The following is a 14334-nucleotide window of genomic DNA, read 5'->3' on the forward strand; positions in this document are numbered from 1 at the left end:
CAATCTTTGCAACAGAGCCAATTGGGGGGCGTGGGCCGCGCCGGGCCTCTAGCATAAAATTACGGCCCTGCATCCCCGGCGTTGATACATTCGTCGCGCAGGGCGCTCGATTGAGCCGCCCCGATCGCGGTCGCCTCAATCGGCATAGCGAGCTGGCAATATGCACATACGCGCATAATTTCCGCTTGCGGGCTATGTATATTTGTGCATAATAGCCGCGATGGATACGGAACGGCCGGTTCGATGGGTGGCATCGTCAAAGCGCGATTTTCGGGAGTTCCCGGACGATGTGCAGGACGTAATGGGCTATGCCCTGCACCTTGCGCAGCAAGGCGGGCAGCACGCCAGCACTAAGCCGTTGAAGGGCTTTGGCGGCGCTGGCGTGGTCGAGATCATAGACGACCACCAAGGCGATACGTTCCGCACGGTCTATACGGTCAAATTCGCGGAGGCGGTCTATGTCCTGCACGCCTTCCAGAAGAAATCCAAGCAGGGCAAGGCCACGCCGCAGGCCGATATGGATTTGATCCGAACGCGGCTGAAATCCGCCGAGGAGCATCACCGGCAACACCAGACCCCGCGAGGCACAGCATGAGCGCACAGGACGAAATCATTGAGGAAGGCAGCGGCAATGTCTTTGCCGATCTAGGCTTTGCCGACCCCGACACCCACCTTTTGAAAGCCCAGCTCGTTACCCGTGTAGCCGAGGCCATGCAGGAACGTAAATTGACGCAGATCGCCGCCGCCAAGGTTACGGGATCTACCCAACCGGAATTGTCGCGCATCCTGCGAGGCCAGTTCCGCAGCGTCTCGGTTGAGCGGCTTCTGGCCATGCTCACCCGGCTTGGCTGTAAGGTCGATATTGTCGTGCGTCCGCAGGGGCGGACCACTGAATCGGCCGTGATCCACTTCGCCTAATGTGCGATGATTTCGCGCAAGCCCGGCTCGATATGTTCGAGGCCGGGCTATTCGGCCAAGGGCCTGCCTTCTGGCGCTGGATCGAAACCGACGCGGCGCAACCCTATCTTGCCGCGTTCGCCGCCGATCGACGGCCGCTCGAACCCGGCGAACCCTTCGCCATCGACCTAGCGGCCGACGACTTGCTTGCCCCCGATCGCCTCGCCCAGCTCGCCCTACAGATCGAGGCCGACCATGCTTGATCCCAATCCGTCCATAGCTGACCTTGACGCAATGCTAGATCGCCACCGCAATGACGATGCGGCTATGGAAAAGATCATTCGCGGGTATCTCCGCTGCGCGATCTACAGCTATCAGAAACATTGCGTCAGGCGCGCCTTGCGCCACATCGGCAAGGACGATTGGAGTTTCAAAGAGGAAGACGTTGCCGCCTTGCGGGCCGAAGGCGCGAAATCCATTTCGGACTTTCGAGACTGGCTCATTGAGGAGCTGGCCGGGATGGGAATCAGCGCCCACACCGGCTTGCCGAATTGAGCGCCTAGCGCGCCGTCGCTTCAATTGCTGGCGGTGATTGTGCGCGGAATAAATCGCGGGTCCGCCGTGGGATCGGTAGGCGAAGGATGCAGCATGTCGCGCCGGAAATTGACCGCAACGGAAATAGGCGCGGCGTTCGGCCGAGCCGCCATGATGCGGGCTTGTGGAGCTGGCGCAGCCTCATAGCTGGCCATCGGCTGCACGGCCGCCGAGGTTAGACCCCCTACCCCGCGTTCCGCTCTGGCGACGACAATTTGAGCGCGATCGAGCGGCCGAGTCTGATCGCCGGTATAGAACGCCAGATGCCAATGATCGGCATGGCCCCGGTCCCCCGGCCCCAGCAGCTCCGCCACGCGAATACCATGTTGCGCCATCACGGCGCGGATTTGCTCGCGCGTGATCGTGTGCAGCCCGGCACGCGGCACGAAATCGACCGCCTGCCCATATTTGTGAAAGCTGTTGGCGGCCCCGTAATTGGCTTCCAGCGCCCGCCACGTATCGGTTATGCGAGCATTGAACGCAGCGGCCAAGATCGAGGCGACATAGCCCGCCGAGGCGTCGGCGCTGCCTTGGGGCTGGACGATCGCCGGTTGCGCCGCGAGCTGGCCCCCGCCCGTCGCGTCGGCCGCCGTGATCGTGAGCGGGATCGAGGCCGATCGCGCAGCAGGAGCGCCGCCGCTTACCGGGATGCCGTTCACGCTGTAGGTATTATAGCGCGAGGAAAGCCACGCCTCCCAGCGCGCACCTTTCGCCATAATCAGCGCCCGATAGCGGGCATTATGGACCGGCGTTCGGGAATGATAATTGGCAACCCGCGTCCACAGGTCGCCCTTGTCATCCCGGATATGGTTTCTGATACGCCATGCAGCGAGGTTGTAGGGATAGCACCCCGCCGCAAGCACATATTCGGGCCGGATACCGTAGCGTGCCAGCGATTGAATATAGCTGGAATTGAGCTGCATCGAGCCAAGATCGGCGGTGTTATTGGTGTTCTGGACGCGCGCGCCGGGCCGACCGTTCTCTTGTTCCGCGACCGCCAGCATGACGTTCGCCGGAATGTTATAGCGCAGCGCCGCCGCGATCGAGCATTGCACCCGTTCTTCTATGACAACCGGAGGCAGATCAGCGGCCATGATTAGCTGTCCCCCCTTCTCTGGACGAAGGCCGCAACTTCATCCTCTGGCGTCTCCATGTCGCCCGCATCACGGGCGGCCGAAATGGTATCGCCCGCGAATTGCGCCGTGGGGGGTGGCGATGAATCGGACGAGCTGGCGGGACTGCCCGCGCCGGTCGCGGGAGCGAGCGTTTCACTTCCCGACGATGCCGAGGCGGCCGACGCGCGGATATTGGCCGCCAGTCGGCCGCCCACCGTATTTCCCACCCGCTCTTTCAAAGCGCCCACCGCCATACCAGCGGCAGCGCCGCCGAGGATGCTTGCGGTTTTCGCCGCACGGCTAAGGCCGGTGCGTTGCGTGCCGCCAGTGTCGCCACTTTCGGGCGTGCCTTCACCTTGCGAGCTGGCGGAGCTGGCCTCCCCCTCCCCCGCAGGCGAGCCACCGGCAGCGCCGCCGCCGTTGCCGTCTTCACGATCGGCCGCCTCGCTACCCGCAGCGGCGCTAGTAGCCGTGCCGCCGCCCGCGCTGGCGGCTTCCGAGCCGCCTTGAAGGCCGCTGTTGTCATTGGCCGGGGGGGAACCGCCATCGCCGCCCATAGCGACGCTAAGGGGCGTGCCGCCGCCCCCACCGCCACCGCCGCCGCCGTTATCGCCGCCTCCCGGCATGTCGCCCGCCGACGAAAGCGGTTGCCCGCCTCCCATGCCGGTTTGGCCGCCTTCACCACCGCTCCCACCAGCGGCAGCGAAGGCGGCCTTGATCGCGCTGGCTCCACCCGCAGCGTTCATCGCGCCAGCAGCGATCATAGCTCCACCCGTGGCCGCCGCCCCAGCGGCCATCCCGGCAGCACCCAGCGCGGCCCCTGCCCCAAAGGCTCCGATACCGCCCGCCGCGTGGATCGAGCCGCCACTTATAACGCCCCCGACCATTGCGGGAACCTTGTTTACGAGCGCCAGAAGCACGACCGCGAAGACAAGCATGGTGCCCAAGTCTTGAACGGTCGCCCCCGCACCCGTTTGCGCATAATATTGGTCAAGGAACGTCTTCCCGACGCCGACGATGAGAACCATCGTCATCAGAGACGCGCCGACCGCGACCACCGTTTTGAAATAGTTCAGCGCAATGTCGGAGGTCCAACGGGAACCGCCGAAGCCCAAGAAGATAACCCCGCCATAAGCAAGGATATAGCCGGACGCCAAGAGGAGCAGCATATTCACGCCGACGAGCGCCAAGACGATCAGGACGCCAAGCGCGATGAGAACCTGAATCGTAGATTGGAACGGCGAGGTTATCGAAAATTCTTCATTGGTTTGGCGGAAAATGTCGAATCCAATATCGACAATCCCCGATGGGGCGAGGTTATTAGGAAGGCCCGATGCTTGGGCACCCAGCGAGCGCAAGCCTTCAATGATTGCAATGCCGATCGCCGGGCCGTTGATGAGGAGCCACCAAAAGACACCGCAGAAGACAGCGAAACGGATTGTCTCGGAGGCAAATTCGCCAAGATCGGCGCGGCGCAGCGCCATTTGCCCGAAAGTCCATATGAGACTGATCGCGGCCAGAGCGCCGAACAGAATTGTCGCGTGCGTTGTGAAGACGCTCGCCCACGCCGCCGCCATGCCCTTATATCTGTTCAGAACATTATCGAGCATACCTTGCGATTGCGCATAGGCAGGGGTCGCGGCGAACGTGAGCGCCAACCCCAAGGCGGACAGATGCAGGCGAGCTAGAGCCTTCATAGTGCGGTCCTTAATTCTGGTAATTGCCGATCGGCGTTGGCTTGGTCTTCATTTTGTTGGAGGGGGCCTCAATCGTCACATTTGGCGGAGTTTCCACGGTGACGGGGGCAGGCTTTTCATTTTTGACTACGACGACCACCGCGACGACGATCAGCGCAATGGCGACCAGACTAATGATTAGAGTTCGAGACATAGTTGCTCCTTAATTCTGGTAGGTTCCTACCGGGGTTGGCTTGGTGCCCATTTTCGCCGTCCCGGTTTCCATTGCCGCAGCATCCCGATCGAGCTGATATTGCGATTGGGCCGTCAGCGCGGCGCTTTGCGCGAGCAGCACGCCGCGAATCTTCTGCAACTCACTGGCCTGTTGCGCCGCGAATTGGTTGGCATAGGACAGAGCTTGCATTTGACCGCTGGCACCCGTGGCGTTGGCTTGCAATTGGTCGAGGCGCTGGCCGTCAGACGCGAGCGTCGTCATGGCGCTGTTGATGCCGTTCATAGCGTCGGCATTTGCGGCCATCTGGCTAGTCGTGCGGGCACGCGCGGCAGACAAAGCCGCTGTCCTTTGCGCGGCCGAGCAATTCCCGGAGGTGCAAGCGTTGGTCTGATAGTAAGACGGATTTTTGAATTGGTTCATATAGGTGTTCACGTCACCAGCTTGGCGCGCGAACGAGCTAATTTGATTGACCTGACTTTGCAGGCTGTCGATCGTTTGCGTAGCCTGCTGCCAGAGCTGGACCGGCGCGCCGACCGTGTTCTGAATCATATTTTGGTATTGCTGTAGCTGCGTCTGATACTGCTGGATTTGCTTCGCCACCGTGGCGACATTTTGCAGCGCGGAAACGGTTGTCTGGCGGACGTTCGCAACGTCGATGACCGAGATTTGCGCATTGGCGGACGGAGCCGCCAGCGCGAGGGTGATCGCCAAAGAAATTTTAGCGGCTAAAAATCGAGACTTCATTTTGCTTGCTCCCTTTCATCTGGCGTCAATAATCGAATGAGCGGTAAGGCTTTGAAAACGTGAGGTCTTTCACGACAACCACATTGAAGCGGAAGCCGGGACGGATAATCAGCGTGGGCGATATGTTCAGATTGCGCTCAATCATCATCGCCGTGGTCTGTCCGAGCTGCTGGCCGAGAGCTTGGCTAAGGGCTTGGCTGGCGGACATAGTGCCATTGGCGTTCAGGCCGGTTTGCGGCTGACTAAGGGTTACGCCAGCGGTCACACCCGACATGAGCAGCGCGGAGCCGAAGATACGGAACCAATGCGCGTTCACTTGGTCATGGAACCCGGCATAGCCCGCGCTGTCCGACCCCGGCATAGCGCCAAGGTCGATCGCCTTGCCGTCAGGAAAGATGATCCGTTGCCACGCGATGAGCGCGCGCGTCTGCCCAAAGACCGGGTTGGAATCATACGCGCCGACAAGGCGCGAGCCTTGCGGGATCAGGAGATAGCGGCCCGTGGCGGTATCGAACACGTTTTGGGAAACTTGCGCCACAATCTGCCCCGGTATTTGCGAGTTGATGCCGGAGATCAGCGTGCCGGGAATGACGAAGCCCGCGCGGAGCTGGTAGCGCGAGGGCGCTTCCACTTGGCTGTTCGAGGCCCAGCGATTGCCACCCGCATTGTTGGCGAACTGGCCATAGTTGGCAGGCGGACGGGCATTGGACGCTCCCGGCGCGGCTCCGGCCCCTCCCCCGGCCACTTGGTTTGACAGGGCCGTAAGGGTGGCAATGTCGGAGGCCGAGGGCTGGCGGCCCTGCGCCATCGCAGCGGCCATTTGCTGTTGGAGGGCGACGAGCTGGCTTGCCGGATCAGCGCCGCCACTCATGCCGCCAGCGCCAGAGGATGCCCCATTGCGGCCGTCCTGCCATTTCAGGGCGGTAGGAGAGCGCACGGCGCTACCGAATTGGGCAAGGCGTGCTTCGCGTATGGCTTCCATGCGTGCGCGGCGCAGATCGGCCGCCGTGGGGGCGTTAGGTTGCGCTGGCGAGGCGGTGACGGTTGGCGGCGCGTTGGGATCAACCGGCGCGACCGGAATACCATCGGCGGGCGGCAGCGGGGGGGCGTTCGCCATAACTTCCGCAGCGCCGCTTGGCGCTGTCCCCGCAACCTTGTTCGCAACATCGGCCGAGCTTTGCCCGACAGCCGGTTGAACCTTGGTCGCCGCATTGTCCGAGGAGCGATCAATCATAATCGACACTACGATGGCGATGAACAGCGCCACGATGCCAAGGACGATCAGCAGCGGCGCATTATTGACCCTGCGAACACCTGTCACCAAGCGTCCGCTATTCCCGTCCGCTGCACCGCCCGGCGAGGCTTCCGGCGACATGCTATCAGCATCAGACATAAACTTACCCCCTTACCCGGCCTTGACGACGCCACAGCGCGCGGCACGGATGCCCTTGCACTTGGCGCGCGCCGTCGCGCTGGATTGAAACTGTCCGAATTGGATGCCGTGAGAGCGTCCGTTTTGGACAAAGCGCGGCGTCACGCTCGCCCACGAAGGGCGAAGGCGCGCCGTCGCGCGCCAATAGGCGCGTGCTGCGCTTTCGGAGGAGAAGCCCGTCAGGCTGACAGACCACGTTCCGGCCTCTGTTCCATTGCCGCCGAAGCCGGGTTGCGTGCTGGCGACGGGCGACGGAACGGGAGGAGGTGCGGCAGGCGCTACGGGCCGGTTCGCCCGTTCGATCAGCTCCGGCGTTGCGCCGGTCAGATCGAGCGCCCACCCGGCAGACGGGTAGATACCCTTTTCATCCACGCCATAGATGCGGGAGAAAGTTTGCGCGCCGACCCGCAGCGTCACGCGGTAGGAATCGGCAATTGGCTGATCGACGTAATAGCGCAACGGCGTGGCCGCAGGATCGGGCTTCACGCCCTTGCCCGCCTCAATCACCGCATAGCCTGCTTGGCGCATCGAGGAGCGCAAGCCGTCACCATAGGCCCCGCCCCCGGTAGTCGGGATCAGCACCCGGCTAATCGCAGGCGGGTAGAGTTTCACCAGCTCCGCCACGGAATCGTCAACGAGGGCTTGGGCCTGATCGGGAGGAGCCGGAACGGCGAAGCTGTCCCGGTGCGAAACGCCCGCGCAGCTCGTAAGCAGGAAAGCCACTGATACAAAAATCGCACCGCGCACGATCAGCCCCCCCTTGTGATGGTGACGCGCTCTTGGCGCTTGCCGACACCGGAGATGAGGACCGCTTGGTCAAAAATCTGATCGACAATGTAGCGGCCATCTTGGAGCCGGTAATTGACGATGGAGGTATCAGCCGCCTTGGAGACGCTGCCCCCGGCCCGGACGATCAGCAGCGATGGCGCTTCCGTCTGCTCCATCGCGTGCGGCATTTCGATGATGGTTTTGACGCCATCATTGTAAACCCGGACGGGCTTCCAGCGTGCGCGGCCGTCAACGCTATAGTGGAAATCGAGATTGGAGAGATATTCGCTCCCTCCCCTGCCCGTCCCGCGCGCGCCATCGGGCACCGCCATCGTGTTTTCGGCGCGCGCCGTGTCCGATCGAGCGCGGAAAGCGGCCCATTTGGCTTGCGCTTCATCGGGATAGGTGAACGCCACCCGCGACATGAATTGCGTCCGGTGCGACACCAACCGGATATGGTAGGTGCGGCGATCGGTCGTCACGATCAGCGTTGTATTCAAGTTCGCATCGAGCGGCTTGATGATAAGATGCTGGGTTTCGTTCGGCCCGGAATTGGAAACGGCCGGTTCGATCAGCCAGCGGGCGCTATCGCCCACGTTGACCGAATTGATGTTCTCGCCCGGCTGCAACTGCACATCGCAGATTTGCAGCACAGCACAGACCACGGAGGGTTCGGAGGTGCCGAAGGCGAACAATACCGCGCCTTCGGTGCCCGGCACCGGCTTGATGCCTTCGGCGCTTTCCGCCTGCCAGCGCCGCGCGATCGACAGACCCTCGCGCTGGGTGCGCGTCAGGTTCGGATTGCGCGGGCTGATATAGGCATTGGGATCTACTTGCGCCCCTCCCCCGGCAGGCATGGGCGCGTTCGCGGGCGGCATGTCGTCGGGAAGCGGCGGGCCGTCCTGCGCGGACGCGATCGAAGGCAGCGCCGCGAGGGCGGCGGCGAAATAGGCGATCTTCTTCATGTTGATTGTCCCTCCCATCAGAGTGTGCGCGACCAAGAGAAATCTTGGACGAACACGCCCAAGGGGTTTTGCTTAATTTGTTCCTCCGTGGTGGCCGAGCTGGGCGGCGCAACGCGGATCGTGACGAGCGCGCGCATTTTCGCCGGAGGCTGGATAGGCTGGCCTTGCCGATCGCGCTCCGTCTCGGTCCAATCGACCTGCCAAGAGGTCTTGGTTTGCTGAATTACCGAGGCGATTTCGACCGACACGGTTTCCCGCGCCGCGCGGGCGAAAGGCGTATTGTCGGGATTGCCGTTGAGATAGTCGGTCATCTTTGCCAACGCCGGATCGTTCGGCGCGAGCATCCCATAGACCCGGAAAATGGCTTGCTTTTGGAGTTCAACGTCAGCCGTCACCATGCGGGCCGACTGGATGAAGGAGCCGACTTGCGCTTGCACCACGCGCGCATCGACCGGCGAAGCCACATCGGCCCGCTGGGTCGCTATCGCGTCCCCCAGCGAGTCCACGCGGACCACGTAAGGGATGAATTTCGACTGACTGCCAATCGCTATGATGCCGCCGACAGCGGCGAGGACGATCAGCATCGAAAGGATTGCCATAGTCTGCCACAAGCGCCGCGAGGCAGCGATGCCGCCCACATGCTCATTCCATTGCCGCCGCGCGTTCAGGTAGGGGTTGGGATCAACCGGGGCGCTTTCCGCAGCTCGCCGCCCCCGCAGCTTGTCAAACAGACTCATGCAGCTTCTCCGAGGTATAGGGGGCCGCCGCCGCGCGGCCGATATTGATGGTGGATTCGACGCCACGGATGGCCAGCCACTCGTTGACCCATGCCGGGCCATAGGCCGCTTCAAGGGCCTTAATGGTGGCGATGGATTCCTTGTCGGTCGCGCCGACGAAGGACAGGGCCACGGGGCCTAGCGCCAGCTCAAAGAGCCGCCGCCCCTGTTCCGAGAGATAGTAATATTGGCGCTTGGGGATGGCCGTCGCCAAGATTTCAATCTGGCGTGTATTGAGGCCCATGCGTCTGTAGAGTTGGGCGGTATCGTCATCGCGCGCATAGACGTTCGGCAGGAAAATCTTGGTCGCGGTGGACTCCACGATAACGTCAAGGATGCCCGAATTTGCGGCGTCAGACAGGCTTTGCGTTGCCATGAGAACAAGGCAGTTGGACTTGCGCAGCACCCGGAGCCATTCGCGGATTTTGGCCCGGAAGGCGGGATGCCCCAGCATAATCCATGCTTCATCAAGGATGATCGCGGCAGGCTGGCCCTTCAAAGATCGCTCGATACGCCGGAAAAGATAGAGGAGGACCGGCAGCGCGTATTTTTCACCGAGGTTCATCAGCTCCTCGACTTCAAACACGGTAAATTCCGACAGGCTCAGGCCGTCATGTTCCGCATCGAGAAGATGGCCCATAGAGCCGTCCACCGTGTAGGTGCGGATCGCCTCGCGCACCGTTTCATCCTGAATCGTGACCACAAATTCAGAGAGGGTTTTGCCCCCGCTGGCGTGCATGTTGACGATGGCGTTGCCGATTTCGTTGCGTTGCGCGGGCGTGGTCGCCACGCCGTTGAGGGCTAGGATTGTGTCGATCCAATCCATTGCCCATGCGCGATCGGACTTGGTTTCGAGGAATTGGAGCGGGCAGAAGGCGAGCTTTTCGTCATCCCCGGCGACAGTGAAATGCGCCCCGCCCACCGCCTTCGCCAGCGGGTAGAGCGACAGGCCCTTGTCGAACGCGAAAATGGACATGCCGGGATAGCGGCGGAGCTGGGCGGCGAGCAGGCCGAGCAGCGTTGACTTGCCTGCGCCCGTGGGGCCGAAGATGAAGCTATGCCCCACGTCGCGGACGTGGAGATTGAGCCGGAACGGCGTGGAGCCGTTGGTGACGCCAGACATGAGCGGGGGCGAGCTGGGCGGATACATCGGGCACGGCGCATGATCGAGGCCGGTCCATATCGAGCTGGTCGGCATCAGGTCGGCTAGGTTCATGGTGTTGATGATCGGGCGGCGGACGTTTTCGACGCCATGCCCCGGCAGCGTGCCCAAGAACGCCTCTAGGTTGTTCACCGTCTCGATACGGGCCGCGAAACCGAGTGCGTTGATAGCCTTTTCAAGCTGGCGCGCGGCCTGTTCTACCTTATCGCGGCTTTCGTCCGTCAGGACGACGACGCCGGTATAGTATCCTTGTGCGATAAGGCCGGAGTTGACTTCCTCCAGCGCATTATCGGCATCGGCCACCATCGAAAGGGCGTCCTGATCTATCTTGCCGCTGTTGGTCTGGAAAACCTGATCGAAGAAGCCGCGAACCTTTTGCCGCCACTTTTTGCGGAAATCCTCAAGGTGTTTCACAGCTTCATGGAGGTCCATAAATATGAACCGCGTGGACCAGCGATATTCAATCGGCAGCTCGCCCAGCGCCGAGAGGATGCCCGGCGTCGATTCCATCGGGAAACCTTCGATCGCTACCGTCTGGACGAACTTGTTGCCGATGCGCGGGATTACGCCCGTCCACATTTCGACACCGCCGATGATGGAATCGAGATACATCGGGTTCGAGGGCAGCACGACCGGCTGATTTTTGCCGGTGACGCAGAATTGCAGCCACCGCAAAAAGTCGTCGTGCGTCACGGTCGAGCCGTCCTCATTTTCGACCTTGTGAGCGCGAAGGCGGGTCAGCTTCACGGCCGAGGACAGACGGCTTTCAAATGTGGTGATTTCGCGCTTGAAGCGTTCAACCAGGTCGGCCGTGCGTTGCTTGTTGTTCGGCCGCTCCCGATCGTCGTCAAACATCAGCTCGACAAACTTTTGCTCCGCTATGACCGGAGGGAAATAGGTCGCGGTAATGACGAAATAGCCCTCATACATGGTGCCGAGGGACTGGAATAATTCGCGCCTTTCCTGATCTATGGCGTCCGTCACCGGGTCAGGAAAATGCGACAGACCCGCAGCCGAGTAGGCGGCAGCAGGGCGGCGCGGCGCGTCAACGTGGATCATCCAGCCATTGCCCAGCCCGGCGAGAGCTTGGTTGATCCGAAAGCTGACCATATCGCGCTGGCGGTCGGTGGAGCTGGCGTTATCGTCGCCCTCATAAATCCACGCGGCCATGAACGAGCCGTTCTTGCCGACGATTACGCCATCATCGACCATCGCCCCATAGTTGAGCAGATCGGCAAGCCCTTCATCCTTGGAGCGATACCGGGCCAGCTTGCGTTCGGCCGCGTTGGCGAAGGACGCAAAGGCGAGGACCGCGAGCAGGGCCGCCCCGAAGATCGCTATGACGACAGCGATTGTCTGGATCATTTTTTCTTCCCCGGTTGCCGGTAGCGGCGGAATTGCAGGCGGCCGTTCTTGCGGAAGGGCGTGGAGTGGGCCGGGTAGTAGGGGCGATAGGTGCGGTGCCGCATGTAAACGAACCGCATCAGCGGGTCCGATTTCGCCATGAGACGACAGGCCCACACGCCTGCAAACCAGATCAGCAGGCCAGCGGCCCACGCCTTCAAGGAATTGATGGCCGGAACGATCAGCGCCATCGACGCTAGGCCCGTGAGCATGACCAGCTCGCGGTCCCCACCCAAAAACAGATTGTTGCGGACGCCAGAGCGGCGAATAGGCACTGATCGCAGAGCCATGTTGACCGGCCCTCCCCTTTAGCCTGCCAGCGCGGGCGAAGCGGTGCCGGTAATCACCGCACCGCCGCCCGTGATGGAGGACAGGACCGAGTTAGCGCCGACGAGCATCGAGGCGACGAGGACGATCAGCAACAGCGTTCGCACAAAGCCGTTGAGATCGCCGCCGAAGATCAGGACACCACCGGCAACGACGATGCCGACGAGGGCGAAGGTATAACCGACGGTGCCGGTCATCGACTGGCGCACCTTGGTCAGATAGGATTCGTAAGGCAGGCCGCCCGTGGTATCCGAGGCCCAAGCCGCGTGAGGCCAGAGCAGGAGCATGACGAGCGCCAGCCCCAGCATACCCCATATGAGCGCCTTACGGCGGGCGGCGGCGTCATTCCAAAACAACGTCATATGTCATGCTCCTTCACAGTTTGCGCAAAATGTATTTCCCATCCACGAAGCCCCCGACTTCCAGCAGGCTTTCAATGCGGCGACCCTCTGGCGTGCGCGCGATGTGGACGATCAAATGCACCGCATCACCAATCAGCGGCTCAATCGGCCGTGGTGAATCGGGGTGCATACTGATGAGCATTTGGAGCCTGCTAAGGCCCGCTTCGGCGTTGTTGGCGTGCAGCGTGGCCGCTCCGCCCTCGTGGCCGGTGTTCCACGCCATGAGCAGGTCGAGGGCTTCCGGGCCGCGCACCTCGCCCACTAGGATACGATCGGGCCGCATCCGCAGCGTGGTTTTGAGCAGCGCCGTCATGGTGATTTGCGGGGACGTGTGGAACTGGACGTAGTTTTCAGCGGCGCATTGAATCTCGCCGGTATCTTCAATGATTACGAGCCGTTCGGTCGGGTCCGCGTCCACCATCCCGTTGATAATGGCATTCACTAGCGTTGTTTTGCCGCTGCCGGTGCCGCCAATCACCAGAATGTTGCGGTGCGCGCGGATAGCCTCATGGATGAGGCTGCATTGCTCCGCCGTCATAATCCCGCCCTCCACATATTGTTCGAGGGTAAAGATCGCCACGGCGCGTTTTCGGATGGCGAAGGTCGGCGCGGGCACGACCGGGGGCATCTGTCCGGCGAAGCGCGAGCCATCTATAGGAAACTCGCCTTCCAGAACCGGGGAGGCCCGCGTCACTTCCTTGTTATGATAGCCAGCGACCGCCTTGATGATCGCCTCGGCCCGGCTTGGGGCGACCTTACCGATGCAGATCATGCGTTCGCCAAGGCGTTCCAGCCATAGCTTGCCATCGGCGTTCAGGATCAGCTCAACGGTTTTGGGGTCGGCAAGCGCATCCAACATAAGCGGTTGCATGGAGCGGCGAAGCATCTCCTTCGCACGCTCTTTTACCGTATCTTGAGCGGGTTCCCCCTTGGCCTCCATGAAGCACCGTCCCTGCCAAAACAAAATGGACGCAAGGGATATACCGGAATTTTCATGGAGGCAACCAGAACGATTGCAAAGAATTAGGTTCAGATTGGGGGGATTGTCAGGACCGACGCAACTTAGCGTGGGCAGCCTTGTGCCATTGTGCTATCTGAAACGCTTGATGATCCGTGACGATAGCGGAAACGCGCTTATAACCGGGAGGAAGCCCCAGCTTTTTATCTTCTTTTGATAAGGTATCGGCTAGGCTGGCGTCCCAGCCATCGGTGCCGATAGGCGGCGGTTCCAGTAGCGCGACAAGCGGGACTTCCAGAGCATTTGCGATGGCGGCGATTGTTTCGAGCGACGGGTTTCCCTTACCGGCTGTAACGTCAGATACGAAGGACACAGACAGCCCCGCGTTCTCCGCGAGGTCTTTTTTCTTGAGCCGTCTTAAGGCCAAGAAGCGGTTAATGTTAATCGCGAGAACCTTCCGATACACAGGTTCGGTTTCTTTCTTCCGCAAGGGGGTTGGTTTTAGCCGCTAAAATTCCGGGTAGCTGCGGAGGATATGCCGGAGCGCGCGAGAAAGGAAGCGGTATGACGCCGAATATGATTGTTTATAGCATCATTTTTGGACGAGCCGGGCCGAGCGCGCGAGCGCGCATAACGGGTGGCAGCGAACGGATTGAAAGAAGAAAGTGACGCGCGAGAGACAAGATCAGGCTTCCGCGTAATTCTCTTTGGCGTCCATTCCGTAAATGCTCGCAGGATCGAGCGCAGGCCCCAAGATGCTAATTGCCGATCAGATCGCGGCGACCAATTTTGAAAATTACGGCTGTAGCGCGTAGCTCGATAATGTAAGGCTATAGCTTCGATTCTTTCAGTTGGTAGGCCCAAGAAGCCACTCGTTGAT

The 14334-nt window shown here is 61.3% G+C and carries 17 protein-coding genes; 4 read left to right on the forward strand and 13 right to left on the reverse strand.

Going from position 1 to position 14334, the window contains the following annotated elements; all coding sequences use genetic code 11:
* Nucleotides 1-220: 220 nt before the first annotated feature.
* From EBBID32_RS19355 to EBBID32_RS19370, 4 genes are read left to right on the forward strand one after another with little or no spacing between them, the layout of a single operon-like run.
* Nucleotides 221-595 (forward strand): type II toxin-antitoxin system RelE/ParE family toxin, encoded by a 375-nt coding sequence (locus EBBID32_RS19355; RefSeq protein ID WP_013041565.1) that lies wholly within the window; start codon nucleotides 221-223, stop codon nucleotides 593-595.
* Nucleotides 592-918, forward strand: coding sequence for a helix-turn-helix domain-containing protein (locus EBBID32_RS19360; protein WP_006964370.1), 327 nt, complete (start codon nucleotides 592-594; stop codon nucleotides 916-918). Before EBBID32_RS19355 ends, EBBID32_RS19360 begins: the two co-directional genes overlap by 4 nt.
* The gene (locus EBBID32_RS19365) at nucleotides 918-1160 is read left to right on the forward strand and encodes a hypothetical protein (protein ID WP_006964372.1); all 243 of its coding nucleotides are present in this window, start codon (nucleotides 918-920) and stop codon (nucleotides 1158-1160) included. The genes EBBID32_RS19360 and EBBID32_RS19365 overlap by 1 nt, the downstream gene beginning before the upstream one ends.
* On the forward strand, nucleotides 1153-1452 hold the full coding sequence (locus tag EBBID32_RS19370; protein WP_006964373.1) for a hypothetical protein: 300 nt from the start codon (nucleotides 1153-1155) through the stop codon (nucleotides 1450-1452). Before EBBID32_RS19365 ends, EBBID32_RS19370 begins: the two co-directional genes overlap by 8 nt.
* A 20-nt stretch (nucleotides 1453-1472) precedes the next feature.
* Here the strand turns inward: EBBID32_RS19370 and EBBID32_RS19375 are convergent, their stop codons facing one another.
* The 13 genes from EBBID32_RS19375 to EBBID32_RS19435 form a co-directional block, all read right to left on the reverse strand.
* Nucleotides 1473-2585, reverse strand: a complete 1113-nt coding sequence (locus tag EBBID32_RS19375; RefSeq protein WP_006964375.1) for a transglycosylase SLT domain-containing protein — start codon at nucleotides 2583-2585, stop codon at nucleotides 1473-1475.
* A gap of 2 nt (nucleotides 2586-2587) precedes the next feature.
* On the reverse strand, nucleotides 2588-4303 hold the full coding sequence (trbL, locus tag EBBID32_RS19380; protein ID WP_006964377.1) for a P-type conjugative transfer protein TrbL: 1716 nt from the start codon (nucleotides 4301-4303) through the stop codon (nucleotides 2588-2590).
* A gap of 10 nt (nucleotides 4304-4313) precedes the next feature.
* Entirely contained in the window at nucleotides 4314-4496 is a 183-nt protein-coding gene (locus EBBID32_RS19385; RefSeq protein ID WP_006964379.1) for a hypothetical protein, read from the reverse strand.
* A 9-nt stretch (nucleotides 4497-4505) separates the two neighbouring features.
* The gene (gene trbJ / locus EBBID32_RS19390) at nucleotides 4506-5261 is read right to left on the reverse strand and encodes a P-type conjugative transfer protein TrbJ (protein ID WP_006964381.1); all 756 of its coding nucleotides are present in this window, start codon (nucleotides 5259-5261) and stop codon (nucleotides 4506-4508) included.
* Between the two features lie 25 nt (nucleotides 5262-5286).
* Nucleotides 5287-6654: a TrbI/VirB10 family protein gene (locus tag EBBID32_RS19395; protein ID WP_231382254.1), complete on the reverse strand. Its 1368-nt coding sequence runs from the start codon at nucleotides 6652-6654 to the stop codon at nucleotides 5287-5289.
* 12 nt (nucleotides 6655-6666) lie between these two features.
* Nucleotides 6667-7440 (reverse strand): SPOR domain-containing protein, encoded by a 774-nt coding sequence (locus EBBID32_RS19400; protein ID WP_019053953.1) that lies wholly within the window; start codon nucleotides 7438-7440, stop codon nucleotides 6667-6669.
* A 2-nt stretch (nucleotides 7441-7442) separates the two neighbouring features.
* Nucleotides 7443-8426, reverse strand: a complete 984-nt coding sequence (trbG, locus tag EBBID32_RS19405) for a P-type conjugative transfer protein TrbG (protein ID WP_006964392.1) — start codon at nucleotides 8424-8426, stop codon at nucleotides 7443-7445.
* Between the two features lie 17 nt (nucleotides 8427-8443).
* The gene (locus tag EBBID32_RS19410; RefSeq protein WP_006964394.1) at nucleotides 8444-9163 is read right to left on the reverse strand and encodes a VirB8/TrbF family protein; all 720 of its coding nucleotides are present in this window, start codon (nucleotides 9161-9163) and stop codon (nucleotides 8444-8446) included.
* Complete coding sequence (locus tag EBBID32_RS19415) at nucleotides 9150-11729, reverse strand: VirB4 family type IV secretion/conjugal transfer ATPase (protein ID WP_006964396.1); 2580 nt, start codon at nucleotides 11727-11729, stop codon at nucleotides 9150-9152. Before EBBID32_RS19415 ends, EBBID32_RS19410 begins: the two co-directional genes overlap by 14 nt.
* A complete protein-coding gene (locus EBBID32_RS19420) occupies nucleotides 11726-12058 on the reverse strand; it encodes a conjugal transfer protein TrbD (RefSeq protein WP_026149854.1) in 333 nt (110 codons plus the stop codon). Before EBBID32_RS19420 ends, EBBID32_RS19415 begins: the two co-directional genes overlap by 4 nt.
* Nucleotides 12059-12076: 18 nt before the next feature.
* The gene (locus EBBID32_RS19425) at nucleotides 12077-12457 is read right to left on the reverse strand and encodes a TrbC/VirB2 family protein (protein ID WP_006964400.1); all 381 of its coding nucleotides are present in this window, start codon (nucleotides 12455-12457) and stop codon (nucleotides 12077-12079) included.
* 13 nt (nucleotides 12458-12470) lie between these two features.
* Nucleotides 12471-13436: a P-type conjugative transfer ATPase TrbB gene (gene trbB, locus EBBID32_RS19430; RefSeq protein ID WP_026149853.1), complete on the reverse strand. Its 966-nt coding sequence runs from the start codon at nucleotides 13434-13436 to the stop codon at nucleotides 12471-12473.
* Nucleotides 13437-13542: 106 nt separating this feature from the next.
* Nucleotides 13543-13944 carry a helix-turn-helix domain-containing protein gene (locus tag EBBID32_RS19435; protein ID WP_019053950.1) on the reverse strand — a complete coding sequence of 134 codons (402 nt, stop codon included), beginning with the start codon at nucleotides 13942-13944 and terminating at the stop codon, nucleotides 13543-13545.
* Between the last annotated feature and the right edge of the window lie 390 nt (nucleotides 13945-14334).

The sequence above is a fragment of the Sphingobium indicum BiD32 genome, from assembly GCF_000382885.1.
GTDB classification, from domain to species: Bacteria; Pseudomonadota; Alphaproteobacteria; order Sphingomonadales; family Sphingomonadaceae; genus Sphingobium; species Sphingobium japonicum_C.